General features: G+C 40.0%; 25 protein-coding genes and 1 tRNA gene. 19 read left to right on the top strand and 7 right to left on the bottom strand.

The genetic code is table 11. From position 1 onward, the window contains the following. Window positions 1-277 precede the first annotated feature (277 nt). Together D2V08_RS07420 and D2V08_RS07415 are read right to left on the bottom strand one after the other, a co-directional pair. Window positions 278-748 (bottom strand): cupin domain-containing protein, encoded by a 471-nt coding sequence (locus tag D2V08_RS07420; protein ID WP_119607408.1) that lies wholly within the window; start codon window positions 746-748, stop codon window positions 278-280. A gap of 36 nt (window positions 749-784) precedes the next feature. Beyond that, window positions 785-1,390 carry a TetR/AcrR family transcriptional regulator gene (locus D2V08_RS07415; protein WP_119607407.1) on the bottom strand — a complete coding sequence of 202 codons (606 nt, stop codon included), beginning with the start codon at window positions 1,388-1,390 and terminating at the stop codon, window positions 785-787. Window positions 1,391-1,503: 113 nt separating this feature from the next. Here D2V08_RS07415 and D2V08_RS07410 point away from each other — a divergent pair, with 113 nt between their 5' ends. From D2V08_RS07410 to D2V08_RS07390, 5 genes are all read left to right on the top strand, one after another. Further along, complete coding sequence (locus D2V08_RS07410; protein ID WP_245980530.1) at window positions 1,504-2,295, top strand: sterol desaturase family protein; 792 nt, start codon at window positions 1,504-1,506, stop codon at window positions 2,293-2,295. Beyond that, window positions 2,292-3,140, top strand: coding sequence for a DUF5694 domain-containing protein (locus D2V08_RS07405; protein ID WP_119607406.1), 849 nt, complete (start codon window positions 2,292-2,294; stop codon window positions 3,138-3,140). The genes D2V08_RS07410 and D2V08_RS07405 overlap by 4 nt, the downstream gene beginning before the upstream one ends. A 6-nt stretch (window positions 3,141-3,146) precedes the next feature. Continuing rightward, the gene (locus tag D2V08_RS07400; protein ID WP_119607405.1) at window positions 3,147-4,073 is read left to right on the top strand and encodes a PLP-dependent cysteine synthase family protein; all 927 of its coding nucleotides are present in this window, start codon (window positions 3,147-3,149) and stop codon (window positions 4,071-4,073) included. Between the two features lies 1 nt (window position 4,074). After that, the gene (locus D2V08_RS07395; RefSeq protein WP_119607404.1) at window positions 4,075-4,713 is read left to right on the top strand and encodes a class I SAM-dependent methyltransferase; all 639 of its coding nucleotides are present in this window, start codon (window positions 4,075-4,077) and stop codon (window positions 4,711-4,713) included. Between the two features lie 225 nt (window positions 4,714-4,938). Next, the gene (locus D2V08_RS07390) at window positions 4,939-5,478 is read left to right on the top strand and encodes a GNAT family N-acetyltransferase (RefSeq protein WP_119607403.1); all 540 of its coding nucleotides are present in this window, start codon (window positions 4,939-4,941) and stop codon (window positions 5,476-5,478) included. A gap of 190 nt (window positions 5,479-5,668) precedes the next feature. Here D2V08_RS07390 and D2V08_RS07385 read toward each other — a convergent pair. Continuing rightward, window positions 5,669-5,742: transfer RNA gene (locus D2V08_RS07385), tRNA-Asn, on the bottom strand. 69 nt (window positions 5,743-5,811) lie between these two features. After that, on the bottom strand, window positions 5,812-7,167 hold the full coding sequence (rseP, locus tag D2V08_RS07380; protein WP_119607402.1) for an RIP metalloprotease RseP: 1,356 nt from the start codon (window positions 7,165-7,167) through the stop codon (window positions 5,812-5,814). Between the two features lie 152 nt (window positions 7,168-7,319). Between rseP and D2V08_RS07375 the strand changes: the two genes are divergently transcribed. The 8 genes from D2V08_RS07375 to D2V08_RS07340 all read left to right on the top strand — a co-directional run bounded on the left by D2V08_RS07375 (window position 7,320) and on the right by D2V08_RS07340 (window position 14,099). Then, on the top strand, window positions 7,320-7,994 hold the full coding sequence (locus D2V08_RS07375; protein WP_119607739.1) for an SCO family protein: 675 nt from the start codon (window positions 7,320-7,322) through the stop codon (window positions 7,992-7,994). Window positions 7,995-8,082: 88 nt separating this feature from the next. Further along, entirely contained in the window at window positions 8,083-8,325 is a 243-nt protein-coding gene (locus D2V08_RS07370) for a FeoA family protein (protein WP_119607401.1), read from the top strand. Further along, the gene (gene feoB / locus D2V08_RS07365) at window positions 8,322-10,538 is read left to right on the top strand and encodes a ferrous iron transport protein B (protein WP_119607400.1); all 2,217 of its coding nucleotides are present in this window, start codon (window positions 8,322-8,324) and stop codon (window positions 10,536-10,538) included. The genes D2V08_RS07370 and feoB overlap by 4 nt, the downstream gene beginning before the upstream one ends. A 217-nt stretch (window positions 10,539-10,755) precedes the next feature. Continuing rightward, a complete protein-coding gene (locus D2V08_RS07360; RefSeq protein ID WP_119607399.1) occupies window positions 10,756-11,154 on the top strand; it encodes a TonB-dependent receptor plug domain-containing protein in 399 nt (132 codons plus the stop codon). A gap of 116 nt (window positions 11,155-11,270) precedes the next feature. After that, on the top strand, window positions 11,271-11,795 hold the full coding sequence (locus D2V08_RS07355) for an RNA polymerase sigma factor (protein WP_147374079.1): 525 nt from the start codon (window positions 11,271-11,273) through the stop codon (window positions 11,793-11,795). 2 nt (window positions 11,796-11,797) lie between these two features. Further along, window positions 11,798-12,583 carry a HEAT repeat domain-containing protein gene (locus D2V08_RS07350; RefSeq protein WP_119607397.1) on the top strand — a complete coding sequence of 262 codons (786 nt, stop codon included), beginning with the start codon at window positions 11,798-11,800 and terminating at the stop codon, window positions 12,581-12,583. An 18-nt stretch (window positions 12,584-12,601) separates the two neighbouring features. Next, complete coding sequence (locus tag D2V08_RS07345; RefSeq protein ID WP_119607396.1) at window positions 12,602-13,354, top strand: DUF4097 family beta strand repeat-containing protein; 753 nt, start codon at window positions 12,602-12,604, stop codon at window positions 13,352-13,354. Between the two features lie 34 nt (window positions 13,355-13,388). Further along, the gene (locus D2V08_RS07340; RefSeq protein ID WP_119607395.1) at window positions 13,389-14,099 is read left to right on the top strand and encodes a DUF4097 family beta strand repeat-containing protein; all 711 of its coding nucleotides are present in this window, start codon (window positions 13,389-13,391) and stop codon (window positions 14,097-14,099) included. Here D2V08_RS07340 and D2V08_RS07335 read toward each other — a convergent pair. From D2V08_RS07335 to D2V08_RS07325, 3 genes are read right to left on the bottom strand one after another with little or no spacing between them, the layout of a single operon-like run. Beyond that, window positions 14,096-14,488 carry a DUF423 domain-containing protein gene (locus D2V08_RS07335; protein ID WP_119607394.1) on the bottom strand — a complete coding sequence of 131 codons (393 nt, stop codon included), beginning with the start codon at window positions 14,486-14,488 and terminating at the stop codon, window positions 14,096-14,098. The genes D2V08_RS07340 and D2V08_RS07335 overlap by 4 nt on opposite strands. A 14-nt stretch (window positions 14,489-14,502) precedes the next feature. Continuing rightward, window positions 14,503-14,907 (bottom strand): DUF2141 domain-containing protein, encoded by a 405-nt coding sequence (locus tag D2V08_RS07330; protein WP_119607393.1) that lies wholly within the window; start codon window positions 14,905-14,907, stop codon window positions 14,503-14,505. A 2-nt stretch (window positions 14,908-14,909) separates the two neighbouring features. Next, complete coding sequence (locus D2V08_RS07325; RefSeq protein WP_119607392.1) at window positions 14,910-15,353, bottom strand: hypothetical protein; 444 nt, start codon at window positions 15,351-15,353, stop codon at window positions 14,910-14,912. Window positions 15,354-15,457: 104 nt separating this feature from the next. On the opposite strand from D2V08_RS07325, the gene D2V08_RS07320 reads away from it, so the two are divergent. The 6 genes from D2V08_RS07320 (at window position 15,458) to D2V08_RS07295 (ending at window position 26,681) form a co-directional block, all read left to right on the top strand. Then, window positions 15,458-16,213 (top strand): SDR family NAD(P)-dependent oxidoreductase, encoded by a 756-nt coding sequence (locus D2V08_RS07320; RefSeq protein ID WP_119607391.1) that lies wholly within the window; start codon window positions 15,458-15,460, stop codon window positions 16,211-16,213. A gap of 6 nt (window positions 16,214-16,219) precedes the next feature. Then, complete coding sequence (locus D2V08_RS07315; protein ID WP_119607390.1) at window positions 16,220-16,696, top strand: hypothetical protein; 477 nt, start codon at window positions 16,220-16,222, stop codon at window positions 16,694-16,696. A 138-nt stretch (window positions 16,697-16,834) separates the two neighbouring features. Then, complete coding sequence (locus tag D2V08_RS07310) at window positions 16,835-19,951, top strand: VPS10 domain-containing protein (protein WP_119607389.1); 3,117 nt, start codon at window positions 16,835-16,837, stop codon at window positions 19,949-19,951. 73 nt (window positions 19,952-20,024) lie between these two features. Continuing rightward, window positions 20,025-21,770 carry a glycoside hydrolase family 13 protein gene (locus D2V08_RS07305; RefSeq protein ID WP_220473385.1) on the top strand — a complete coding sequence of 582 codons (1,746 nt, stop codon included), beginning with the start codon at window positions 20,025-20,027 and terminating at the stop codon, window positions 21,768-21,770. An 81-nt stretch (window positions 21,771-21,851) separates the two neighbouring features. After that, window positions 21,852-22,253: a hypothetical protein gene (locus tag D2V08_RS07300; RefSeq protein WP_119607388.1), complete on the top strand. Its 402-nt coding sequence runs from the start codon at window positions 21,852-21,854 to the stop codon at window positions 22,251-22,253. Between the two features lie 78 nt (window positions 22,254-22,331). Next, the gene (locus D2V08_RS07295) at window positions 22,332-26,681 is read left to right on the top strand and encodes a CusA/CzcA family heavy metal efflux RND transporter (RefSeq protein WP_119607387.1); all 4,350 of its coding nucleotides are present in this window, start codon (window positions 22,332-22,334) and stop codon (window positions 26,679-26,681) included.

The following is a 26,681-nucleotide window of genomic DNA, read 5'->3' as shown; positions in this document are numbered from 1 at the left end:
ACCATAAGGCACTAAAGTCTTTACAAGAAGAAGGATTATTAGAAAAGAAAGGATAGAACAGATGTGTTTTACAACATTTAATCTGTCCTAAAGAAACAAGTTTTTGTGTATGAGCTAAATTTTCTGCTTCTTCAATATTTAAATAGAAGTAGATGTCCAAAAAAGGCCATCGATATTGGTTGTTATTGCTTTGATGTTCCCCTATGATTCAAAATTACAGGTAGTGTTTATGCAATAATACTTCTGTTGATTTCTACTTAGCAAATAGAACAGTAGTTCAATTCTTCTTCAACTTTTCGGCTACTTTATCGTAATTTTCTTGGGAAAGTACTTCGGTCCATATTGTTTCCCCGCTATAAATTGCCAAATAAGTAACGTCATGTTCTTTGGTAGATGAATGCCAATGTTCAATATCCTGATTACACTTGATTACATCCCCAACCTTAAGAATTAAAGGCTCCTTTCCTCTTTCTTGATAATAACCTTCACCTTTAACAATGATGATGACTTGAGGTGAAGTATGTTTATGCCAATCCAAAGTTGAGTTTGCTCTAAAAGTTGCTTTGGTTATGTTGTAATTAAGATTTTCATCGGCGCGTAACAATCCATTTAACCATGCCTCACCTATGTAATGGGTGTTTGGCGCCTTGACTCCTTCATCCAAATAAGAGTTTAGGTTGTACTCAGAGTTTTGAGCATAAATGAATAGCGGTAATAGTACGAGCAATACGCTTATGGATTTTTTCATTTGCAATTTACTTTATGTTTAGTGTGAACTACCCGTTTAATCAAATAGTAGTTCCAAATAGTTTTTTAAATGTTGTAATTGTTTGGCCGTTATATCGGAATCGTTGAGAGCCTTGGAAACCACAAAAGCCCCTTCAAAAATTACGACAAACTGGTCGGACAACGATTGTACATCAATATCCTTTTTTGGTGTATTCTCCACTAATACTTTATTAAGAAGTTCTGTGAAGGTATTCCGCCATTCCAGAATAGAGTCCGAAACAATATCCATGGTTTCCTGATCAAATTGATTTGACTCATACGAATAGGAAGCATATAAACAACTGGGCGGTTCTTTTAGGGTCATCATCATATCTATAAATAGCTGAACAAACTGCAAAAGCCTTTTTAAAGGGGTTTCTTTTAACGATTCGGTTTCCTGTAAAGCCGACTCCAAATGTGACATATCTTCCTCAGCATATGTCTCTATCAAAGCTTTTGCCAATGCATTTTTAGTCTTAAAATGATAGAAGAATGCACCTTTGGTTATCCCAGTTTTATCAAGTATTTGATCAATACTAGTACCAGAAAATCCATTACAAAATACCAAATTCTTCGTTTCGGTTAGGATTTTGTCCCGAGTCGGTTTTCCATCTCTTGCCATAAAAACAAATATATTAAATATTCACAAATTATAACAGACTAGTTGGTATAATTAAAATTAATTCTATATTTGTACCGTCTAGTCTGTTTAATAATTAAAAATATAAAAGACCCATGCAAAATTTATTTTCACAATTGCCATCACCATTAGAGGTGTTACTTGACCCGCTCTCAATAACCGTACTTGGGTTTTATGTATTCTTGATGGTATGGGAATCCCTATTTCCCGCTAGAGCGCTACCCAAGATTAAATACTGGAAATTAAGGGGGCTTACCTTTTTTATGATCTTCTTTTTAGTAGCCACCTATCTTCCCTTACTGACCGACCCGTACTTAATTGAATACCAGCTATTGGATTTAAGTCAATTTGGGTTAATTCCAGGCGCAATTATCGGGTTATTGGTTTACGAATTGGGCCTTTATGTGTATCATCGAGCAATGCACAAGTTTGATTTTCTTTGGCGGATATTTCATCAAATGCATCACAGCGCTGAGCGTCTGGACACTTATGGCGCCCTATTTCATAGCCCATTGGATGCGATTGGGTTCACCTTGATGGGGAGCTTATGTTTAGCTTTATTTGTTGGAATATCTCCACCATCCATTACGATTGTTTTACTAGCAGTCAACTTTTTGGCCTTTTTTCAACATGCCAATATAAAAACCCCTCATTGGCTGGGATATATTGTCCAACGACCAGAAAGCCACTCCATTCACCATGGAAAGAACATACATAGAAACAATTATGCGGATATCCCATTAATAGATATACTATTTGGAACTTTTGAAAACCCGAAAGACTATCAAAAAGAAACAGGCTTTTACGAGGGCGCTTCAAGTAGGGTAAAAGAAATGCTTTTGTTCAAGGATGTTTCAAGTCCCAAAAGGAGTGATTTAAACCCATGAACAAGGACCATCAATCATTTTATATCATAAAAAAAACGTATTTACTTTTCATCTCATTATTTATTTTCTGCAATATTGCCAAAGCCCAATCAGATATTGATCAAACACAGCGCAAACCAACCATTGCGCTACTGGGAACATTTCATTTCGCTGGTTCAACAGACGCCATGTCTTTGAAAACAGATGACCTTGACGCTCCAAAACGGCAAAATGAAATAGTAGCATTGGTACAGGCACTATCAGATTACAAGCCCACTAAAGTTATTCTGGAATACCCCTACGGTGCTATGGGTATTGATTCGACCTACCAACTTTATTTGAGTGGCTTCCATACACTGACCAAAAATGAAAGACAGCAAATTGGTTTTCGATTGGCCGCTAAAATGGGACATAAAAATGTGTATCCCGCAGATTATCGATTAGATCTTCCATTTGATAGCCTGATGACCTTTCTCACCAAGACAAATCAAACTAAACTGTTTGAAAACCTAATGTCCGACATGAAAGTTCAAGTGATGGATGTTTGGCAAAATGCCTATAACAAATTGACCCTTAAAGAATTTTTTGCGTTTCTAAATAGCAATAAATATGATGCCCTGAATAGAAATGTCTATTTGGAATACATCAATAAAATGGGTTCAAAAGACAACTATGTGGGTTCTAAGGTGGTGGCTAAATGGTGGGAGCGAAACTTTAAAATAATGTACCATATCGATTCCCTTATGGAGCCGGGAGACCGGGTCTTGGTGTTATTCGGGCAAGGTCATACTGCTATTTTGAAAGATTTTTACAAAAACCGAAGTGATATAATTTATGCCGATATTCTTCAATACTTAAAAAAATAGAAACACATGAACGCAATAGGAAACACTCCACTTATTAAACTGAACAAGCTATCCGATGAGAACAGTGCAGATATATATGTAAAGTTTGAGGGGGCAAACCCTACAGGTAGTATGAAGGATCGGATGGCCCTTGCCATGATCGAGGGTGCCGAAAAAAGAGGTGAATTAAAAAATGGATATAAAGTGGTCGAATATACCGGTGGAAGTACTGGTAGTTCTTTGGCCATGATCTGTGCCAACAAAGGATATAAGGCCCATTTTGTTTCTTCCGATGGTTTTGCCGAAGAGAAAATCCAAACCATGAGAGCTTTTGGTGCCACCGTGGAAATTATTCCGGCCAAAAATGGAAAATTGACCGCTGAAATCATCAATAAAATGATAAGCAGGGCCAAAGAGTTAATCGATGAACCAAATACATTTTGGACGGACCAAATCAACAATCCCGACAATAAAAAAGGCTACTATGGAATGGCCAACGAGATTATCTCAGCATTGGGAACCCATATCGACGAGTTTGTAATGGCTGTTGGAGGTGGAGGTTGCATTTCGGGCAACTCCGAAATATTAAAAGAAAAGATGCCCAATCTAAAAACTATCGCTGTGGAACCCTTGCATGTTAGGAACATATCGAGCGGAGACACCAGTGGCACTCATAAGTTGGAAGGTATTGGGCTTTCCTTTACCCCATCAATTTTAAGAAAAGATCTAATAGATGACATTATTGCCGTATCGGACGAAGACGCCTATAGAACAGCCAGAGAACTTGCCCAAAAAGAAGGCATTTTTGGAGGAGCTACTTCCGGGGCAAACGTATGGGCCGCAATGCAAAGGGCAAAAATTCTTGGGCCAGGAAAAAAAGTAGTGACCGTTATATGCGACTCTGGACTTAAATACTTGCAAGGCGACCTTTATAAAAACAAAAACAATCTTTAAAATGAGTACAGTATTTAAAAACAACATCATTCTTGGCCCCATCAATTCCTGGATGTTCAAGATGCTCTCGGGCTATATGGACCATTTGTTCGGAAATTCAAAAAGGGAACTTTTCAAAAACCACCCTCAAACAGTCGTTGAAATAGGTCCTGGGGCAGGTGCCAATATGCGCTATTTTAAAAAGGGAACACATTTAATAGCGATAGAACCCAATGTGCACATGCACAAGAACCTAAAAAAAAGCGCTGATAAATATGGGATCGAATTGGAAATTAAAACCTTGGTAGGGGAATCCATAGACCTTCCATCAAATTCTTGTGATTTTGTGGTATGTACCTTGGTACTTTGCTCCGTTGCCGATCCCAATCAATGTATCGACCAAATTAAACGCATTCTAAAACCATCGGGGAAATTTGTTTTTATAGAACATGTAAAAGCTAATGAAAACTCTGTATTGGCTTTTATTCAAAACATAATCCACAAGCCTTGGCACTGGTTTTTTGAGGGCTGCAATACAAATCGGGATACTAAGGTTTTGTTGGAACGTGCAGGATTCAATTCCCTGCATATAGAATCGTACCATCTTTATTCGCCATTTATACCGATTACACCTCAAATAAAAGGGGAAGCAATCAAGTAAACACAGGCGGCTTTTACCTGGGAATGGACCAAGCATCAATAAAAATGGACAAGGGAACGATTATGATATTAGAACAATTCCAATCGTTGGAGCAATAGTTGGTCCGGGGATAAGCCGTATATTGCTACAGTCATTAATAATGGCCATGAAAAGCATATTGGGTTCTTCCCGCATGGTAATAACATTGATGCACAATTACATAAAAAACTATAAGTAACTTCAGAAATGAATTTTGATAATTATTCTTTAAGGCTCCTTAAAGCATCAGATCTTGATGATTTTTTTCATTTAATGAAAAACAACCAAAGTAGGCTAGAGAATTTTTTTGCCGGTATCGTGGCCAAGACCCAAACCATTGATGCCACCAAAAACTTTCTTGACGATGTGGAACAAAAAATCGAGAACAAAGCGTACTTCCCCTATATAATTATTGATGTAAATTCCGGTACCATTGCAGGATTCATTGATCTAAAAAATATCGATTGGAACATCCCAAAAACAGAAATGGGACTTTTTATAGATGTGCAGCATGAAGGCAAAGGAATAGCTGCCAAAGCCTTTTATCTTGTTTGCCAACACTGTTTTGAAAAGCATGGTTTTCATAAACTTTTTTTAAGGACGCATCCAACAAATACCTCGGCTATCGGCATTGCAGAAAAAACAGGCTTTAAAAAAGAAGGGTTGTTAAGAGATGATTACAGGACAACCTCAGGGGATTTGGTCGATTTGCTTTATTACGGGCTTTTGCAAGCAGATTTTATATAATCGAATGGAGGATTGGTCTATGTTGTTTGGCGAAGTAGCTCAAGTGTGAACCCCAAACGTTGTCTTCTCATTAAAAACACTCTATAAATTAAGGTGTTCAGTTTTTTATTTTTGAAAATATGGATTGTGAACAAAGTTTGCCATAACAAAAAAATCCAACACTGTTTCTAGTATTGGATTTCTATTCCTGCTCCCCCTCTTGGACTCGAACCAAGGACCCTCTGATTAACAGTCAGATGCTCTAACCAACTGAGCTAAGGAGGAATATTTTACCTTAAGCGGGTGCAAATATAATGGATTCTTTTTTACACCACAAACAAAAAAATTGCTTTTCTATTTAAAAAGCCATTTATACAAATCGTTTCCATTGGCAAATAGCAATAGAGCTATTAGAATAAAGAACCCTATCATTTGGGCATACTCTAAAAATTTGTCGCTAGGTTTGCGTCCGGTTACCATTTCGTATAACAAAAAGGCCACATGCCCACCGTCCAATGCCGGAATAGGCAAAATGTTCATAAAGGCTAAAATAATAGATATAAATGCCGTTGTAGCCCAAAATGCAGGCCAATTCCATGTATCTGGGAACATACCACCAATAGCGGCAAATCCACCTACTTCTTTATAGGCACCGGTATCAGGATTGAATATTTTCTTCATCCCTTTTATGTAATCCGTAAGCGTTTTTACGCCTTTGTTCCAACCAGCGGGTATCGACTCCAAAAAGGAATATTTTAAAGTTTCAACCTTCAGGTATCCCTTTTGTTGCAAATCGTCCATGGTTATCGGAGCTGTAACAATTCCCAACTTTCCATTATTGTTAACCTTAGCGGTAACATGCTCTTCAGTGCCATTCTCCCTGCGAACAAGTACATCTATGTCTTTACCCTTATTGTTTTCAAGATGGTTCATTACTTGATCTCGATAAATCGCCTGCGCTCCATTTATGGCCACAAATTCATCCATTGGTCTAAAGCCCGCATTTTTGTTTTGGGAAGTATCCGGAACATTATTCACGTAAAATGGAATCCTGTAATAGATAAAACGAGCCTTTTCCTTATCCTCGGACAAGGTCTCGATAAAATCGACCGGAATTTCCTTTTCAATAACCTGTCCGTCTCTTTCAATGGTATACTTTTCTCCATATACCATTTCCGGAAGTACTTGTTGCAAAGCTTCTATCTTCTTATCATCTACGGATAAAATTTTATCACCAGTTTGGATTCCCAATTCATCACCTAAACTTTTCTCGGTAACCCAGATACCATCCTTAAGGCTATCGTTGGCTATATATTCTTCTCCATAAGTAAATACTAGACCAATAAAAATGGCTACAGCCAAAATAAAGTTGACCGTAACCCCGCCAAGCATTATAATCAATCGTTGCCAAGCTGGTTTGCTTCGGAACTCCCAAGGTTTTGGTTCTTCTTTCATCTGCTCCTTGTCCATGCTCTCATCGATCATTCCTGAAATCTTCACATATCCGCCCAAGGGCAACCAACCAATACCGTAAACGGTCTCACCGATTTTCTTTTTGAACAACGAAAATTTCACATCAAAAAAGAGATAAAACTTCTCCACCCTGGTCTTAAAAAGCTTCGCCGGGATAAAGTGTCCCAGCTCGTGTAGCACGATTAGAAGCGATAAGCTCAAAAAGAATTGTATGGTCTTTATAACTATAGGGGTCATTCGTCTTATTTTCTTAAAACGAACAAAAGTAACCTTTTAGGTATTGATAAAAAAACCTCAATTTTATTCCCCCTTACTATTTAAGAAAGATTTAGCAACAAAACATGGCTTTCTCCTTGACGAATAGCCATTTGGGCCGTAATTTTGTAACCATGAGATCATTTTTTGCAAAGTACAAGTTGTTCGGAATCGTAATGTTGGCACTTTCGGCGATAATAGTATACCTCTTTTATGATGCTTTGCAACCAAAAAAAATGCTTCCGGTCTATCAACCTTCAATGGTGGACAAATCATTAGTGGACAGTACTTTACATTACACTAAAAAGTACCACAAAGTAGCCGATTTTTCTTTGGTCAACCAGAATGGGGACACCATTACGCAAGAAAACTATAAGGATAAAATATATGTGGCCGACTTCTTTTTTACCACATGCCTTACCATTTGTCCCATTATGACGAAGAACATGGGCGAAGTTCAGGAAGCTATCAAAGACGACCCTAATATTATGCTTCTCTCTCACTCCGTAACTCCACAAATAGATACTGTTGCACAACTAAAAAGATATGCACTTGAAAAAGGTGTGATTGATAGCAAATGGAATTTGGTCACTGGTGACAAAAAGCAGATTTATGAGTTGGCCAGAAAGTCGTACTTAGCTGTAAAAACTGATGGGGACGGTGGTCCGTTTGACATGGTTCATACTGAAAATTTTATTCTGGTGGACAAGGAAAAAAGAATTCGCGGGTTTTATGACGGCACTAATCGTGAAGATATAAAAAGGCTTCTTGAAGATATCAAAATACTTGAAGCCAGTTACCTAGAATAGTCTGGGATACCTTTATCACCAAATACAAGGTAAAGTTCCCTTTTTTATTTATTTTTGCTCTTAATTAAATTTATTCTAAATAAATACAGTGGCGACCGTAGCAGATTTACGATATGGACAAAAGGGTATAATTAAGGATTTTACCGAACATACCCTACCTATTAAATTAATGGAATTGGGTTGCCTTCCCGGTAACAGCGTGGAACTCTTACAAATTGCCCCATTGAACGATCCCATCTACATCAACCTCAGCGGAAGTCATTTGGCAATACGAAGATCTTTGGCAGAACTCATCGAGCTGGATATTATTGAAGAAACGCAGGCCAAATGAGCAAAAACATCAATGTAGCCCTTATCGGCAACCCCAACACAGGTAAAACCTCAGTTTTTAATCAGCTTACAGGGCTCAAACAAAAAGTTGGGAACTATCCTGGAATTACCGTAGAGAAAAAAGAAGGTATCTGCAAGCTTCCCAGAGGAGTTAAGGCACACATACTCGACCTTCCTGGCACCTATAGTTTAAACACCACTTCGTTAGATGAAAGCTTGGTGGTTGAACTTTTGCTCAATAAAAACGATAAGGACTATCCAGATGTCGCTGTAGTCATCAGCGATGTAGAAAACCTAAAAAGGAACCTACTTCTTTTCACTCAAATAAAGGACCTTAAGATTCCTACCATTTTGGTCATAAACATGGCAGATCGGATGTCCCGAAAAGGGATTTCGTTGGATGTTGAGGCCATGGAAAAAAAGTTGGACACCAAAATTGCATTGGTAAGTACAAGAAAGCGCACGGGAATTGAACGTGTCAAAGAACTTATTGCCGACTACAAGAGTATTTCTTCCAAACCAGTTTTGGATCCGACCAGAATTTCTCCTGAATATTTTGACCGTCTTAAAAAGACATTTCCACAAGAAGACCTTTACAAATTATGGTTGGTCATCACGCAGGATGTGAACTTTATGCCCATAGAGAAAAAGCGGATCCAGGATGCTACGGATTTCTCCACTAAATCAAAGGATGAGCTAAAAAAATTACAGCATAAGGAAACCGTTCTTCGATACCAGTTGATCAACAACATATTGAAAGAAACTTATAAGGTCGACTTTATGGCTGCAAAAGGTTTGCGCGCTTCAATGGACAAGATTCTTACGCACAAAGTATTTGGCTACCTCATATTCTTTGTAATTCTGCTAACCATTTTCCAGGCCATTTTCGATTGGAGTGGGTATCCCATGGATTTTATTGATGAGCAATTTGCCATGGCCAGCGAATGGGTGAAAAATACGCTTCCTGCAGGTCTGTTTACTGATTTATTGGCCGAAGGTATTATTGCAGGTATTGGTGGAATTGTCATTTTTATACCTCAGATAGCATTTTTATTTCTTTTCATCTCCCTTTTGGAAGAATCGGGATATATGAGCCGAGTAGTTTTTTTAATGGATCGTTTAATGCGGCCATTTGGATTGAGCGGAAAAAGTGTTGTGCCCCTAATATCTGGAAATGCATGTGCCATCCCCGCTATTATGGCCACACGTACCATAGAAAATTGGAAAGAAAGACTGATTACTATTTTGGTGACACCGTTTACCACATGTTCTGCCAGATTACCCGTGTACTTAATACTGATCGCCCTTGTTATTCCCGAAGGGAGTTTTCTTGGTCTTAGCTATCAAGCATTGACCTTGATGTTACTGTACATGATTGGATTTGGAATGGCACTTTTATCTGCCATGGCTCTGAACAAAATTCTAAAAATAAAAAGCAGGTCGGTTTTTATGATAGAGATGCCGACCTATAGACTACCCTTGTTAAAAAATGTAGTTTACACTGTAATTGAGAAAACAAAGAGCTTTGTGTTGGGTGCAGGTAAAATCATCTTGGCCATTTCCATAGTATTATGGTTTTTAGGTTCCAACGGCTATTCCGATGATTTTGAAAATGCCGAGAGCATTGTTACTGAAAGAATCGAGAAACAGGGATTGAGCATCTACAGTAAAAATTATATCCAGAACAACGTAGCATCGTATCGAGAATCCGTTGAGGCAGAAGATTTGGAACCAAGTATACTAAAGGATTCCGTTCAGGTCCTTACCGAACAGCTTTCCGAAAGAGCTGTCGCCCAGGAAATAGCCAGTTACAAATTGGAGCATTCCTATATCGGTCAAGCAGGAAAAGCCTTTGAACCCATCGTAAAACCTTTGGGTTACGATTGGAAGATTGGAATTGCGGTTTTGACCTCCTTTGCTGCTCGTGAAGTGTTCGTGGGAACTTTGGCTACTATTTACAGTGTGGGAAGCGATGAAGAAGAAACCATTAAAAACCGAATGGCTGCTGAATTGGATGAATCCGGCAAGCCATTGTTCAATTTGGCCTCTGGTATTTCTTTAATGCTGTTTTATGCCTTTGCCATGCAATGTATGAGCACCCTCGCCATTGTAAAGAGAGAGACCAACTCTTGGAAATGGCCTATGATCCAATTGGGCTTTATGAGTGTTTTTGCCTATATTATAGCATTGATAGCCTATCAAATTCTAATTTAATCCAAAGATGATTCAACAAATATTGGCATACGGAACTCTAATTATCGCAGCAGGCTATTTGGTTTGGAAATTTTTGCTTCCCAAGTCACTCTTAAACAAAGGGAACAGTAATTCCAATTCATGTGGACAAGACAACTGTGGGTGCAGTTGATTTACTAGCCATTTTTATATCCTCTATTCATCAAAAATCGATAGATTGTAGGATAATTTTATTCTAATGAAAAACCTTGCATTCATTTTCTTTCTAACATTTCTTTCAATATTGGGTAGTTGCTCTTCAAGCAAAAACACCGTTTACAACAAGAATCTTTCCGAAGAAATAGCCGAAAAAAACAACAAAACCATTCCGTTACTGGACAGGATAAGGCGTTTGCCCGGAATCACCCTTAGAGGCGGTACACCATATTTTATGAAGTCGGCAAACCAAATCTCTGGAACTGCGACCGAGCCATTGTATGTATTAAACGGGTTTATTTTGGGCAATTCATTTAAATCTCTTGAACAATTGGTAGATAGTCCGACTATAAAAAGTATTGATGCCCTAACCGGTTCGGAAGCCGCAGAATTTGGCTCAAGAGGCGCTAGTGGCGTTATTAAAGTAACCACCTATCAATAGGCTTACAAACCCTTATTCTTTCCTAAAACTCAGAAAAAAATATTTTTTTCACTCGTTCGTGTAACCTTTCTTAATTTCCTGACTATATAAGTTAAACGCCAACTAAAAAACAGCATTTGGAAACACTTTCAGATGAGATTATCATGCAAAGAGTATCTGAAGGCAACTTGGATCTGCTCAAGGACCTTTTTGACCGACACCACAAACACGTGTACAATTTTCTGTACAAAATGTCGGGTGATAGCATGTTGGCCGAAGATCTTACACAGGATGTTTTTTACAAACTGATCAAGTATCGGAACTCATACAAAAATGGGTCTTTCTTGTCTTGGATGTTCACGATAGCAAGGAACAGTCTAAAAACACATTACACAAGGAACCACAGACCACATGATGACATTGAGGTTTTGGCGTATAAGGCAGTGGAAGAGGAAAATGATATTTCCGAAAACAACGCCCATTTGCAATATGCCCTGAGCAAGCTCGATCCTTACGACCGGGAATTGGTAATCCTTAACCGGTATAAGGAAGTTAGGTACGAAGATCTGGCGGAAATAATGGGGAGCACCCCGGGCGCCATGAAAACCAAAGTGTGCAGAATTTTAAAAAAGTTGAAGAATATTTATTTAGAAAGTATATAGCCATGGAAAAGCAACATGTTTTTGACCAAATACCAGATTATCTGGATGGCAAGTTGGATATGTCCGAAAAAGCAAAGTTCGAACAGCACATAGCAGAATGTGCTGATTGCAAAAAAGAAGTGGAGGAAATGAAAGCCTTTTTCAATGTTTTTGAAGAAGAAATTCCAACACCTACGAATAGACTTAAAACCAAGTTTGAAACAGCCCTTGAGGAAGAAAAAATGAATCGGGGCAAAGTGGTTCAAATGGAATCAAAACCTTCTTCCAATTGGACAAACAATGTGCTAAAAATTGCAGCTAGTATTGCGATACTCGTGGCCTCTTTCCAAATGGGAAGCTTGTTTCAACAAAGAAAGGTAGACCAAGATATTGCTCAGTTACAGGATGAAACAAATCAGATGAAACAAACAGCCATGCTATCGCTCATGGAGAATCAATCCGCGAGCAAGCGAATTCAAGGAGTCAATTATATCGAGGAATTTGAAAAGCCCGATGCAGCTATCATCAAAGCATTGAGTAACCGATTACTCTATGATGATAACGATAATGTTCGTATGACCGCCTTCGAAGCATTGGTCAAGTTTACCTCCTCCGAAACTGTGAAAAGCACCTTTATTGAAGCTTTGGAAAAAGAGAAGAACCCAAGTATTCAGGTGGCCATCATCCAGGCATTGGTTAAGATACAGGAGAAAAAAGCGGCTGAGCCCATGAAAAAATTATTGGAAAAAGAAGACACACAACCCTTTATAAAAGAGCAAATCAGGGCAGTATTGCCAAGTATATCATAAACATCAAAAGCGAAAATCATGAGAAAATTCACATTTATTTTAATGGCCCTGTTTATGGGCACCATTGCTAAAGCGCAATCCGATTACACTAAGTCATTAAATGGAATCCAATGGGTAAAAATAGATTCCAAAACCGACATTGTTGTAAAAACCCATAGTGCCAACGAACTTCTGATCAAGTCCGGACCCGAGGTTAAAACACCGGAAAAGGCCAAAGGGTTAAAATTGGTCGGCGAAGGTGGCACGGATAACACCAACGTAGGTTTTTCCGTGGTGCAAGACGGCAACACGCTAATTGTTTACAACTTAAGAAAGAGCAAGGGAGCTGAAATTTATTTGCCTGCTTCACAAAATATTGCCGTAAAAAGCACGTGGAACGGTGATATTGAAATCGATGGTTTTTCAGGAGAAATTGAGGCAGATGCCCAGTTAAACGGCAGTGTAAAAATATGGAACGTAAACGGACCTGTTACGGCCAATTCTTTGAATGGTCAACTGGAAGTAGTTTTCGGAAAAGTAAAACAAGACTCTCCTATTTCCCTTTACTCCACCAACGGTGCAGTCGACGTAAGTCTTCCCGGCAGCACTCCAGCCCACTTGGCCCTAAGCACCCTAAATGGGAATGTGTACACGGACTTTGACATAAAGGCTGAGGACAAGAACGGACTTAAATCAGTTTTGGGACGAGACATTAAGGCATCAATCAACGGTGGTGGTGTAAAAATTTCCATAAAATCCACCAACGGAAACATGTACCTAAGAAAAAAATAATCTTCAATCAAATAAAATCAAAAAACGTACAGTCATGAAAAAATTTATCATCACCGCATTTGTGGGATTGGCAACCTTATCCTTAAGTGCACAAAAAATTATTGAAAAAAGCTTTAACTACTCAGGGCAATCCATTGATTTGGATGTAAAATTTGCCAATAACATCGAGGTGAAAACATGGGATAAATCAACCGTTTATTTTAAGGCGGATATCACTATTGAAGACGGGAAGTATTTGGATAAATATAAACTCGATATTGATGAAAGTTCCAGCTCCCTAAATATTGCTTCCAATGTTGAATATGTATTTGATGCTTTTAAGGAAGAATGGGACAAAACCAGACCCAATAAAAAGGGGTACTATTTTTCGGATGACACCTACGAGTTCAATTATGTCCTATACGTTCCCAAAAACGCAACGTTCAAAGTGAGCAGCATTAACGGAGACCTTATATCGGAGATCATAGAAGGAGATTTTACAGCTGAACTGATCAATGGCGACATTGATATCAAAAAATATAATGGCAATATGGACCTTCAGACCATCAATGGTGAAATAGATTTGGTGTTGAAGAATTCGAGACTGGTTGCGGAAACCTTGAACGGCAATATTTATGCCGATGAGAATATGAACCTGACCGTATCCGATCGTTATGTGGGACAAAAAGTGGAAGGTCGATTTGATAGTGCTACCCACCGCCTAAAATTGAACACCATAAACGGAAATCTGTACTTGAGGCTCTAAATCAAATTGGAAACAAAGGAGTAGAGCAACAAGGCCCAACCCGCAACCAAAAGCAAACCTCCAATCGGAGTAACAGGTCCTAAAAAACGTGGTTTATTGCCTTTTGCAGCGCCCAAACACAAGGCATAAATACTAAAGGAAAACAACAATGTACCAAAAATAAAAAAGTTTACAATAGCCGAATCCAAGGGCTTATCAAAACTGAGATTAAAGCCCAAAACCAATAGTACAATGGCATGGTACATCTGATATTTGACCCCTGTCTCAAAACTTTGAAGCAGTTCAGGGGTCAATTTCTTTTTTAGGGCATGGGCACCAAAAGCACCAAAAATCACTGCCAAAAGTCCGAATAAAGCTCCCATAAATTGAGCCATAAAAATTGTTTCCATTGTCCTAAGTTTTGTTATAAATCAATGTGAATTTCGTAATCGGAACTCATCTTAAAAGTACATTCCCGATATTTTGGCGGACCAAAAGTTTTCATTTTGGCATTGGAAAATGCCACCTTTTCTTTAGGAATTCCCAACCAATTGGTGTCCAGTTTTCCATTATCGTTTTCATCATGGAATACGGCCAAGGCGTATTCCCCTGGAGGAAGGTTTGGTATATGCAATACAACACTGCCTTTATGCGCAGCTACGCTATTTGCCTTCAAAACATGATCAAAAGACAAAAAAGCTTCATCGGAATCGTAAACTGCAACTTTTACACTTCCATTTATTGAACCTACATTATTTACCTTGATGGATAGTGTGTTCTGGGAGAAACCCAAAACGGGCAATAACAGTAAAAGAATAAAGACCTTCATATCTATTGGACTCCTTTGGCAGTTTCTGTGTTGTTCAACAATTCGGTCTGCAAAATTGAGAATAATTTCTCAGTTTCAAGGCTATCACGAAGATTCACATACATTTTAAGGGAATCGTGGTGGACCAATTTTATTTTTTGTTGGTATAAATCGTCCACAAAAACATACACTTTGGTCTGGAATATGGAATCCATAAAAACACCTTTTTCCTTTTCCATCCAAGAAAACCCACTGGAGCGTTCCATTTCCGGCAACTTATCTACCAATAGCACACTGTCCAATTCCGTTAAAGGTATTTTTTGATAGTAGATTCCCGAAAATATTTTAAAGCTCCCCTCCTCTATCTTGTGCCAATTTTTGTAGTGCTCCACAAAAACCAAAACACAAAGTGCCAAAGTCAGAATTATCAAAACATTCCATAACCAATGCCGTTTTCTTTTGCTCATCTTTTTGCTTAGGTAATATTTGGTGTGAATTAAAGGTAGTTCAATTCTTTTTAAGGGTCAAGAAGATACATTCCTAGTATCTTTGGAACATCAAGATTGAATTTATGGATTTCACCGGAAAAAACGTATTGATTACTGGTGCCTCACGAGGCATTGGAAAAGCAACCGCAATGGCATTTGCCAAAAAAGGAGCCAAAGTGGGCATTAATTATAGAAGCAATGATGATGTTGCCCAACAAACCTTGACAGAATTGCCCGGTGAGGGACATCAGCTTTTTAAGCGGGATATTTCACAAAAGGCCGAAACAGAAGCCTTGATTGAAGATTTTGTAAAAGCCTATGGTCAATTGGATGTTTTGGTGAACAACGCTGGCATTTCCATTTTCCACGAAATTGACAAAGTCGATTTTGACCATTGGACCAACGCATGGGAAAAGACTTTTGAAACCAACCTTTTCGCCGTGGCCAATTTGTGTTACTGGGGGGCAAAAGCCATGATGAAAACAGGTGGCGGGCACATTGTAAGCGTATCATCCCGTGGTGCCTTTCGTGGCGAACCTACCAAGCCGGCCTATGGGGCCAGCAAAGCTGCTCTGAACTCTATGAGTCAATCCCTTGCCAAAAAATTGGCGCCGCACCATATTTATGTTGGGGTGGTCGCCCCTGGGTTCACCGAAACCGAAATGGCCAAAGAAACCCTGACTCCTGCCGAGCGCGAAAATCTGCTTCGTGAATCTCCTTTTAAACGAATGGCCCAACCCGAAGAAGTGGCACATGCCATTTTGTTTTTGGCATCATCAGAAGCGGCCTATTCCTCTGGAACTATTATCGATGTAAACGGAGCTTCTTATTTAAGATAATTGATTATGAAAGCTGCTACCGTTGCACAACTCAAAAAAGAACTGAAGTTTAAATCCCAGGAAGAGACCATGCAACTTTGTTTGCGCTTGGCACGCTTCAAAAAGGAGAACAAGGAATTGCTCACCTATTTACTTTTTGAATCCGACAGTGAGGAAGGGTACATTGAAACCGTAAAAGAGGAAGTTGATGAAATGTTCGCCGAAATCAACATCAACAGCTATTTCTACATCAAAAAAAGTGTTCGAAAAATACTTCGTACCATCAAAAAGTATATTCGCTATTCGGGAAACAAAGCCACCGAAGTGGAACTATTGCTGTACTTCTGTGAAAAATTGAAATCCTTTCGGCCATCCATCAACAGAAATACTACCCTAAAAAACCTATACAACCGACAATTGGATTACATCAACAAAAAAATTCCATTGCTTCACGAAGACTTGCAACACGATTATGGGGTGATCCTTGAAGAATTATACTTTTAAATAGTATCCAATAAAACGCAGTAAATTCTTTAGAACGGCTCAAAATATGCAAGGATTGGGTTGATTTGGCTAAATTTTCTCATCCATATTGATTAAATTGTGTCTTTATTTTAACTACTCATAACCAACCTTGACATCATGAGAATGCCAACAACCTCTCTGAAAACATGGACGCTACTCTCCATGCTCTTTTCAACATTATTTATTAACGCACAAAATGCATCCCCTATTACCATCGACACCAGTTTTTACAGCGGTTTTGAATGGAGAAATATTGGCCCCAACCGAGGGGGACGTTCCTTGGGTGCTTCAGGAAGTCCATCCAGACCAAACGAATACTACTTCGGTGCTACGGGCGGTGGCTTATGGAAAACCATTGACGGTGGAAACACATGGGAATCTGTTACCGATGGCCAAATAACCAGCTCCTCCGTGGGAGCCGTAGCCGTAGCCGAAACCAACCCAGATGTGGTTTACATTGGGATGGGCGAAACACAATTACGAGGAAGTATCACCCAAGGTGATGGAGTATACAAAACCACTGATGGAGGTGAAACATGGACACACCTAGGACTGGAGGAGACGCAAGCCATTTCCAGAGTTCGAGTAGACCCTACCAATGAAAATATCGTTTACGTTGCTGCATTGGGACACCCCTATGGCGATAATGAAGAACGTGGCGTTTTTAAATCTGTAGATGGAGGTGAAACATGGAAAAAGGTGCTCTACGTAAGCGATAAAGCAGGGGCTGCCGATTTGATTATAGACCGTAACAATCCCAATGTACTTTATGCCAGCACATGGCAAGTGTACCGTAAAGCATGGAAAATGTGGGGTGGTGGTCCCGATAGTAAACTATGGAAGTCTACCGATGGTGGAGAAACTTGGACAGACCTTACCGAGAACCCGGGAATGCCCGAAGGTCCCATTGGTAAAATTGGGGTGACCGTATCCCCAGTAGACTCCAACCGAGTTTGGGCCATTGTAGAAGCTAACGAAGGTGGCGTTTTCCGTTCTGATGATGCAGGAAAGACTTGGGAATTGACCAACAACGAACGTAAACTGAGGCAACGTGCTTTTTATTACTCAAGAATTTATGCCGATCCTAAGGATAAAGATGTGGTGTATGGCTTAAATGTAGGTTTCTTTAAATCGACCGATGCAGGTAAAACATTTGATGAAAGAATAACTACCCCTCACGGCGATAACCACGACCTCTGGATTGACCCCAACAACCCGGACAGGATGATAAATTCCAATGATGGAGGCGGTGTAGTCAGTATCAATGGAGGTAAAACTTGGACGGAACAAGATTATCCGACATCACAGTTTTATCATGTAATGACCACTAGTGATGTTCCATATCATGTGGCGGGTGCCCAGCAGGATAATTCCACTTTGGCCATGCCAAGTGATGGATGGGGTTTTAAACAAGCTCGAGGACCAAATCACGGATGGTACTATGCCGTTGGTGGTGGTGAAAGTGGTTGGATTACCCAAAGCCCGACCAACCCGGATATTTTTTATGCAGGAAGTCAAGGAGCATTATTAACAAGATACGACCGAAGCAATGGTCAAACCAGGGATATTCAAGTATATCCGCGGTTTTTCTCTGGTGAACCTGCCAGTGCATTACCAGAGCGCTGGCAATGGACATTCCCCATTATGTTTGCTCCAAAAGACCCCAACGTAATGTACACCTGTTCCCAACATATTTGGAAAACCACCAATGACGGTCAGACCTGGGAAAAGATAAGCCCAGACCTTACCTATGCCGACCCGGAAACTTTGGGCAAAACTGGAGGTATTTTAACCATGGATATGAATGGACCAGAAATTTATGCCACCGTATTTGCTTTGGCACCATCCAACCATGATATCAATACCATTTGGGCCGGTTCCGATGATGGCAAGATTCACATCACAAGAGATGGTGGTGAAAACTGGGAGGATATTACCCCAGAGGACCTACCAAAATATTCAAGAGTGAGCATTATTGAAGAGTCCATTCACAATCCTGGAACTTTATATGTGGCAGCCAACAGGTACCAAGTGGATGACAGAGCACCATACGTTTTTAAAACACACGATTATGGCAAAACCTGGACCAAAATCATTACTGGAATAGAAGATGGGCATTTCGCCAGAGCTATTCGTGAGGACCATAAAAGAGAAGGCCTATTGTTCTTGGCTACCGAGCACGGGGTTTATTTTTCCATAAACGATGGTGCTGAATGGCAATCGCTTCAATTGAACTTACCTGACACCCCAATTCGAGATTTGGTCATCAAGGACAACGATGTGGTTTTGGGATCCCATGGTAGAGGGTTCTGGATTTTGGACGACATCCAACCTTTTAGGGAATATTCTGAAAATCTAAAAAGTCAAAAAAATGTACTCTTTAAACCGACAGATGCCATTAGAGGTATTTACAATGCCAACTTCCAGTACTATTTGGAAGAGCAAGTGGACACGGTCACTTTTTCAATATTTGATGCCGACAACAACCTCATTGAATCGTTTGGAGGGAACCAAACAAAATATGAAGATAATGGAAGTTCATCGTGGTGGAGTCGTTTTAGCAGTACCAAACCCACTACGGCAAAAGGCATCAATACCTTTACCTGGAACTTAAGATATCCTGGCCCCACTACTTTTGATGGCATAATTATTTGGGGAGCATCTGCAGAAGTTGGACCCAAAGCCCCACTTGGCACTTATACCATTCAAATGAAAGTGGGGCCCGAAGTCATTAAAAGCTATCCATTCGAGATAAAAATGGACCCTAACTTGAAAGGTATTACCGTGGAAGACCTTCAGAAGCAGTTTGAATTGGCTTCAAAAATCACTGATAAAGCCACTATTGCCAATGAAGCGGTCATTCAAATAAGAAGCATCCGCAAACAAATGGATAGTTTGGGTAAAGGTGTTTCCAGTAGAAAATTCAAAAAGCTTTCCGAAGATTTTATGGGAACGCTTACCGAGATTGAGGAAGACCTCTATCAAACCAAAAACCAATCTGGGCAAGATCCATTGAACTTCCCCATCAAATTGAACAACAGGTTCAATGCCTTGCAAAGAAGTATTGAAAACGGAGATGCCAGACCAACCGATGCCGCCTACGTGGTATACGAAGAACTAACTGAAGAGTTGAATGGCCACATGGCCAAACTGAACAGTGCATTGGAGAACGAACTTCCAAAGGTGAACGCTATTTTACAAGATAACGGAAAATCTACCATAAGCATGGATTAGGTTAATTCCGATAACTATAACAATAAGGAGCAAATCTTTACCTTTAAGGATATCTGTACATAAATGAAACGTTATGAACCGTTCCTTGATCAAATTGATGATTTGCTCTTTCTTTTTGATTGCTTTTTCATGCAAAGAGAAGGTCAATGAAAAGAGTAATCCGCCTATAGAAAATGCCAAATGGTGGAAAGAAGCCATAGTATACCAAATCTACCCCCGAAGTTTTAAGGATTCGGATGGAGATGGCGTCGGTGATTTAAAAGGTATCATTCAAAAGTTGGATTACATCAAGAGTTTGGGTGTAACCGCTGTGTGGCTGAATCCCATCTATACATCTCCCAATGCCGACAACGGTTATGATGTAAGCGACTATCGGGATATTATGGAAGAATTCGGCACTATGGCGGATTTTGACAGTTTGCTCGCTGGAATGCATCAAAGGGATATCAAATTAGTAATGGATATTGTAGTTAACCACAGCAGTGACGAGCACGAATGGTTTAAACAGTCCAGAAGTTCACGAGATAACCCTTATCGCGATTATTATCACTGGTGGCCGGCCGAAAAGGGTGAACCACCCTATCGTTACAGTTTGTTCGATGCCAAAGGCGATGCATGGCAATACGATTCGCTGACTGATGCCTACTATCTGCATTACTTCGCTAAAAAACAGCCCGACCTCAACTGGTCCAACCCCAAAGTACGTCAAGAGGTCTACGACATCATGAAGTTTTGGGCCGACAAAGGCGTGGACGGATTCCGTTTGGATGCTTTTCAGTTTGCCGCGAAAGACACTACTTACCCTAAGTTCCCGGATGGGTTCGAAGAGGACTTCATTCAATATTACGCCATGCAAGACGGATTGCACGACTATTTGAAAGAAATGAACGAAGAGGTTTTTAGTAAATATGACGTGATGAGCGTTGCCGAAGGGGCCGGAAGAAATTTTGAAGATGCCCATAAACTGGTGGATCAAAACCGTAACGAGTTGAACATGGCCTATGCCTTTGAAGGTGTGGACGTTCCCAAATATGGAGGGTACGACCTGAAGACCATGAAAGAGGTGTTTACCAAATGGGACAAGGAATTTGCCGAAGATGGTTGGCTCTCCATATTTCTATCCAACCACGACCAAGCCAGAATGGTGAGCAGATGGGGCAACGACAGTGAAGAGTTCAGAAGTGCCTCTACCAAGCTCCTGAATACGTTTATACTCAGCATGCGCGGCACGCCCTATTGCTACTACGGGGATGAACTGGGCATGACCAACATTGATTTTGATTCCATATCACAGTATCAGGATATTGCTGCAATCAATGGGTATCAGAAAGCATTTTCCGAAGGAGAGGATATGGAACTGTTTATGAAAAAATTGAACTTTGGCTCCAGAGACAACGGAAGAACCCCCATGCAATGGGACAATTCCGAACATGCAGGTTTTACCAATGGAACACCATGGCTTCCTGTGAATGACAATACTGCAGATATCAATGTTGAAGATGAAAACGCTGATCCAAACTCTGTACTTAACCACTTCAGAAAAATGACAGATCTCCGAAAGCAAAATCCCGTTTTGGTGTATGGCGCATATGAACTCCAAGCACCAGAACATCCTGATATTTATGCTTATACAAGGGTTTTGGGTGATAAAAAAGTGCTCATTCTGTTAAACTTTTCTAAAGAAACTTCGGAAATAAAACTCAAAGATGACTGGAGCAACTGTTCTATATTGATCAATAATTATTCTGATGCCGAATTATTTGAACATTCCATAAAAATGAAGCCTTTTCAAGCTATAATTCTCAACATTGAACATTAAATCCTGTAAAATCAGATTAATTCTAAATTAGGCACGGTCATTTATCCTACAACGTATTATTCGTAGTTTTACGTTGTCAGGATGAATAAAATTGTAATCATAGGGATTTCCTTGCTCATTTTACTCCAAGGAGCCAACATCCATTTTAAGGATTTGGTGGAAATGGGGGAATTAATGGAGCATTACCAATTTCACACCGAGGAATATGGTGACAATTTTGTGGTCTTTGTATCCAAACACTATGGAGAACTAAAAGTCTCCCACAGCCAAAAACACCAAGAAGAGCAGAAAGATCACGAAAAACTTCCTTTTCAACACCAACAAGCACCTTGTGCCCAACATTTAGTTTTTGTATTGGGCTCAGATAATTTTATTCACTCCTATTCTGAAATTCCCCTAGCTTCCAAAGGAAATTTTCACTACAAAATATCTTATTCCCACATTTGGGGCGATAATCCTTTTCAGCCCCCGAAACACGCATAATTCATAGTTTTCAGCTTTGCTGAACACCTTTTAGCAGGCCTTATTCCATATTAATAATGCTATCATTTTATATGAATTATGTTTTCAAAAATTATCAACTTTAGTATAAGGAACAAGTTTATTGTTCTTCTATTTACAACGTTTATAGCCCTCATTGGGTTATACTCACTTTCACAAATACCCATCGGGGCTGTTCCCGATGTAACCAATAACCAAGTTCAGGTAATCACAACCTCGAGAAGTTTGTCCACACAGGATATGGAACAATTTGTTACCTATCCCGTTGAACTGGAAATGGCAAACCTTCCCGGGGTCAAGGAAATCCGTTCGGTATCAAAGTTTGGGCTATCCGTGGTGACCATCGTCTTCGATGACGATATGGGCACCTTTTTGCCCAGGCAACTTATTGCCGAAAAAATAAAGTCTGCATCCAGCCGAATACCAGAAGGTTTCGGAAGTCCCGAAATGGGACCCATAACCACAGGTTTAGGGGAAATATACCAATATGTGTTGGATGTTAAACCCGAGTACAAAGACCGATATTCTTCAACAGAGCTTAGGACTATCCAAGATTGGATTGTAAAACGACAGCTTTCCGGAATTCCCGGTGTAGTAGAGGTCAATACATGGGGAGGTCACCTCAAACAATACGAAGTGGCCATACAGACCCAAAAATTGAACGCCCTTAACATCACTGCAAAAGAAGTGTTTACCGCTTTGGAAATGAACAACAGCGTTACCGGTGGTGGATATATCGAAAAAGTGAACCAAGCCTATTTTATTCGAGGTGAAGGTTTGGTGAGCAGCCTCTCCGATATTGAAAATATAGTAGTAGCCAATAGAAATGGCATCCCTATTTATATTAAGGACCTTGCCAAAGTAGGTTTTGGCAGCGCACCTCGGTTTGGTGCCATAACCGGTAACGGTGAAGGTGAAAAAGTCCTTGGGCAGATTATGATGCTGAAGGATGCAGATTCCAAAAGGGTAATCGAGGCCGTAAAAGAAAGGGTTGCCGCTATTTCCAAATCTTTACCAGAAGGAGTTTATATTAATCCGTTTTTGGATCGTAGTGAACTAATAGGAAGGACAACATTCACAGTAACCGAAAACCTGGTTTTAGGTTGCTTGATCGTAATATTCGTTGTGGTTTTACTATTGGGTAATTGGCGATCAGGTCTTGTAGTGGCTTCTGTGATCCCACTTTGTCTTCTTTTTGCTTTAACCCTGATGAACATTTTTGGGGTAGATGCCAACCTTTTGAGTCTTGGTGCCATCGACTTCGGTATCATTATAGATGGTGCGGTAATCATTGTAGAATACATTGCCTTCCAAATAACCCAAAGGCAAGGTGAACTTACTCAATTGGGCAAGAATGAAACGCAAACCATTAAAGATAAAATAACCGTGGAAGGCGCTTCAAAAATGATGAATTCCGCAGTTTTTGGACAGCTCATTATTTTAATAGTGTTCATTCCCATTTTATCGTTAAGTGGTGTTGAGGGCAAAATGTTCAAACCCATGGCCCTAACGTTTAGCTTCGCCCTTTTGGGAGCAATTCTTTTATGTTTTACCTACGTGCCTGTGGCTTCAGCATTGTTCTTGAAACCAGCCAAAGAATCTTCCAAAGGTATCTCGGCCCGATTGGTCGGTTGGATCAACAAACAATACGAACCGGTAATCCATTGGGCCATGCAAAGCAAGAAATTCGTCCTTTCCATTGCAGCGGCATTATTGGTCGGTGCCATTTTACTGTTCTCCACCATGGGAGGTGAATTTGTACCAACCTTGGATGAAGGGGATTTTGTAATACAACCTGTCCTGAAAACAGGAACATCTTTGGCCAAAACTGTGGAAACCACCACCAAAATCGAACAGATTTTAATAGATCAGTTCCCTGAGGTAAATCAAATAGTGAGTCGTATTGGTGCTGCAGAGGTGCCTACTGATCCTATGTCCATGGAAGAAAGTGATGTAATCATCACCCTTAAACCAAAAGACGAATGGGTTTCGGCCAAAACCAAGGATGAATTGGCCGATAAGTTCAAAGAAGCCCTTGCCGTACTACCAGGCATGGAGGTGGAATTTACCCAACCCATTGAAATGCGATTCAATGAATTGATTACTGGGGTGCGGGCGGATATAGCCATCAAAATATTTGGGCAAAGTCTGGAGACTTTGAATAGAAAAGCCAATGAGATCAAAGATCTCATCCAAAATGTGGAAGGAGCCTCCGATATTGTTGTGGAAAAAGTGGAAGGCTTGCCACAGATGAATGTATCCTTTGACCGCGCAAAAATTGCTCGCCATGGACTCAACATTGCAGATCTTAATGAAATGATCGCTATGGGCTTTGCAGGTAAGGTTGTAGGAAGTGTATTTGAGGGCGAACGACAGTTTGATATGGCCGTTCGATTGGATGCGGAAAACCGTCAAGACATTTCCAACTTAAAAAACCTTTATGTTGATATTCCCAGCGGTGGAAAAATACCGATGAGCGAATTGGCACAAATCACGTATCAAAAAGGAGCGGCCAAAATTTCTAGGGATGATACCAAAAGAAGAATTGTTGTTGGTATCAATGTAAGGAATCGAGACCTTCAATCAGTTGTAGATGATGTACAGCTATTAATCAATGAGAACATTACTTTGCCTCCAGGTTATACTATTACCTATGGTGGGCAATTTGAAAACCTTCAAAATGCGAAAGCTAGGTTGATGATTGCCGTACCCATTGCCTTATTGCTCATCTTTATCATGCTCTATTTTGCTTTCGGTTCTGTTAAGGAAGCTTTGCTTATTTTCTCGGCAATTCCACTTTCTGCCGTTGGAGGTGTTCTCTTACTTTGGTTAAGGGACATGCCTTTTAGTATATCAGCCGGGGTAGGTTTTATTGCCCTTTTCGGTATTGCTGTGCTGAACGGAATTGTATTGATAGAGCATTTCAAGGAATTGAAAGGCAGAGACTTTGATTCCATGGAAGACCTCATAAAACAAGGAACCAAAGATAGGCTCCGTGCCGTATTGCTCACTGCATCGGCGGCAGCTTTAGGTTTCTTGCCCATGGCAGTATCAACCAATGCCGGAGCAGAAGTTCAACGACCGCTCGCCACCGTAGTAATCGGTGGATTGGTAACGGCAACCATGCTCACCTTGGTGGTTCTGCCTGTGCTTTATGCCTATTCACACAATATTAAGTTTGGCGGAAGGAGAAAAAGAAGAAAAGAGCGTAAAATGAGAAAAAGGAATGCATTAACCATCATGTTACTGTTGGTTTCACTTTCAGGATTCTCACAAACCAAGTTGAATCTAGAAGATTTAATGACGCTTTCCCTTGAAAATAACAAGGGAATACAAGCAGGTTCATTAATGGTAGATCAAGCAGAAACCCTCAAAGGAACCGCTTTTGAGTTTGATAAAACAGATATTTACTACCAATATGATGAAAACAATCTAGCGTTGAACGGGGAACCGCTCAAGGTTTTTGGTGCACAACAGCAGTTTGAGTTTCCCACGGTGTACGGAGCAAAAAACAGACTTCAAAAATCGAATTATGAGCTTCAAAAATCATCGTTTGAAATCAAGAAGAAACAATTGTTCCAATCGCTGAGCATTGCTTACTATGAGTACCAGACCTTGCAGCAAAAAGCAGAGCTTTATAGTACGCTGGATAGTATTTATGGTAAATTTTCCAAAGCAGCCGATAGGCGGTTTGAACTGGGAGAAACCAATTATCTGGAAAAGGTGACGGCCCAGGCAAAACAAAGGCAAATCATGAACACCTATTCCAAAATAAAGCAGCAACTACTCACCACTTATGGTCAGATTGTGAGTTTGGTGCAAAGTGAGGACACTTTGAACATTGCTGTAGAAAAACCGGAAAAGCTTTCGGTACTGAATGCTGTAGGTATGCTGGAAACAGAAGCATCATTTTTGAACAACCGCCAAGCACTGAGCAATGCCCAAAAGAGTTTGGAAGAAAACCGATTACTTCCTGACCTCAACCTTGAATATTTCCAAGGGACAAACAAGGGACTGGGAACATCATTATATGGTATTCAATTGGGTGTTCGGATTCCGATTTTCTTCTTTGGACACAGTAGCAAGGTAAAATCATCGAAAATCCAGACCAAGATTACCGCAATGGAGAATACTGAAATCAATGTTGCCATGAATCAGAGGTACAAGACCTTGATGGGGCAATTGGAACAGCAAACCAAGGAACTCTCCTATTATGAAGATGAGGGCGGTCAACTTTCGGATCAAATTTTGAAAGCAGCCTCTGGAAACTTCATGAACGGAGAAATTGACTTTTTCCAATACATCCAAAGTTTGGAAAATGCTTACGATATCCAACTCAATTACTTGGATGTCCTCAACCAATACAATCAAACCGTAATCGCCATTAATTACTTGACAATAACATTATAA

This window comes from Flagellimonas lutimaris (genome assembly GCF_003581615.1).
Classification (GTDB): Bacteria; Bacteroidota; Bacteroidia; order Flavobacteriales; family Flavobacteriaceae; genus Flagellimonas; species Flagellimonas lutimaris.
This window is presented reverse-complemented; position numbering and strand designations above follow the sequence as displayed.

What these genes read in the sequence shown, in the direction of transcription:
- D2V08_RS07335 (WP_119607394.1), bottom strand. Translation starts at nt 14,488, where the DNA reads ATGGAAACAATTTTTATGGCTCAATTTATGGGAGCTTTATTCGGACTT.
- D2V08_RS07320 (WP_119607391.1), top strand. Translation starts at nt 15,458, where the DNA reads ATGGATTTCACCGGAAAAAACGTATTGATTACTGGTGCCTCACGAGGC.
- D2V08_RS07420 (WP_119607408.1), bottom strand. Translation starts at nt 748, where the DNA reads ATGAAAAAATCCATAAGCGTATTGCTCGTACTATTACCGCTATTCATT.
- D2V08_RS07415 (WP_119607407.1), bottom strand. Translation starts at nt 1,390, where the DNA reads ATGGCAAGAGATGGAAAACCGACTCGGGACAAAATCCTAACCGAAACG.
- D2V08_RS07390 (WP_119607403.1), top strand. Translation starts at nt 4,939, where the DNA reads ATGAATTTTGATAATTATTCTTTAAGGCTCCTTAAAGCATCAGATCTT.
- D2V08_RS07350 (WP_119607397.1), top strand. Translation starts at nt 11,798, where the DNA reads ATGGAAAAGCAACATGTTTTTGACCAAATACCAGATTATCTGGATGGC.
- D2V08_RS07325 (WP_119607392.1), bottom strand. Translation starts at nt 15,353, where the DNA reads ATGAGCAAAAGAAAACGGCATTGGTTATGGAATGTTTTGATAATTCTG.
- D2V08_RS07305 (WP_220473385.1), top strand. Translation starts at nt 20,025, where the DNA reads ATGAACCGTTCCTTGATCAAATTGATGATTTGCTCTTTCTTTTTGATT.
- D2V08_RS07400 (WP_119607405.1), top strand. Translation starts at nt 3,147, where the DNA reads ATGAACGCAATAGGAAACACTCCACTTATTAAACTGAACAAGCTATCC.
- D2V08_RS07360 (WP_119607399.1), top strand. Translation starts at nt 10,756, where the DNA reads ATGAAAAACCTTGCATTCATTTTCTTTCTAACATTTCTTTCAATATTG.
- D2V08_RS07340 (WP_119607395.1), top strand. Translation starts at nt 13,389, where the DNA reads ATGAAAAAATTTATCATCACCGCATTTGTGGGATTGGCAACCTTATCC.
- D2V08_RS07310 (WP_119607389.1), top strand. Translation starts at nt 16,835, where the DNA reads ATGAGAATGCCAACAACCTCTCTGAAAACATGGACGCTACTCTCCATG.
- feoB (WP_119607400.1), top strand. Translation starts at nt 8,322, where the DNA reads ATGAGCAAAAACATCAATGTAGCCCTTATCGGCAACCCCAACACAGGT.
- D2V08_RS07405 (WP_119607406.1), top strand. Translation starts at nt 2,292, where the DNA reads ATGAACAAGGACCATCAATCATTTTATATCATAAAAAAAACGTATTTA.
- D2V08_RS07410 (WP_245980530.1), top strand. Translation starts at nt 1,504, where the DNA reads ATGCAAAATTTATTTTCACAATTGCCATCACCATTAGAGGTGTTACTT.
- D2V08_RS07395 (WP_119607404.1), top strand. Translation starts at nt 4,075, where the DNA reads ATGAGTACAGTATTTAAAAACAACATCATTCTTGGCCCCATCAATTCC.
- D2V08_RS07345 (WP_119607396.1), top strand. Translation starts at nt 12,602, where the DNA reads ATGAGAAAATTCACATTTATTTTAATGGCCCTGTTTATGGGCACCATT.
- D2V08_RS07300 (WP_119607388.1), top strand. Translation starts at nt 21,852, where the DNA reads ATGAATAAAATTGTAATCATAGGGATTTCCTTGCTCATTTTACTCCAA.
- rseP (WP_119607402.1), bottom strand. Translation starts at nt 7,167, where the DNA reads ATGACCCCTATAGTTATAAAGACCATACAATTCTTTTTGAGCTTATCG.
- D2V08_RS07375 (WP_119607739.1), top strand. Translation starts at nt 7,320, where the DNA reads ATGAGATCATTTTTTGCAAAGTACAAGTTGTTCGGAATCGTAATGTTG.
- D2V08_RS07295 (WP_119607387.1), top strand. Translation starts at nt 22,332, where the DNA reads ATGTTTTCAAAAATTATCAACTTTAGTATAAGGAACAAGTTTATTGTT.
- D2V08_RS07315 (WP_119607390.1), top strand. Translation starts at nt 16,220, where the DNA reads ATGAAAGCTGCTACCGTTGCACAACTCAAAAAAGAACTGAAGTTTAAA.
- D2V08_RS07330 (WP_119607393.1), bottom strand. Translation starts at nt 14,907, where the DNA reads ATGAAGGTCTTTATTCTTTTACTGTTATTGCCCGTTTTGGGTTTCTCC.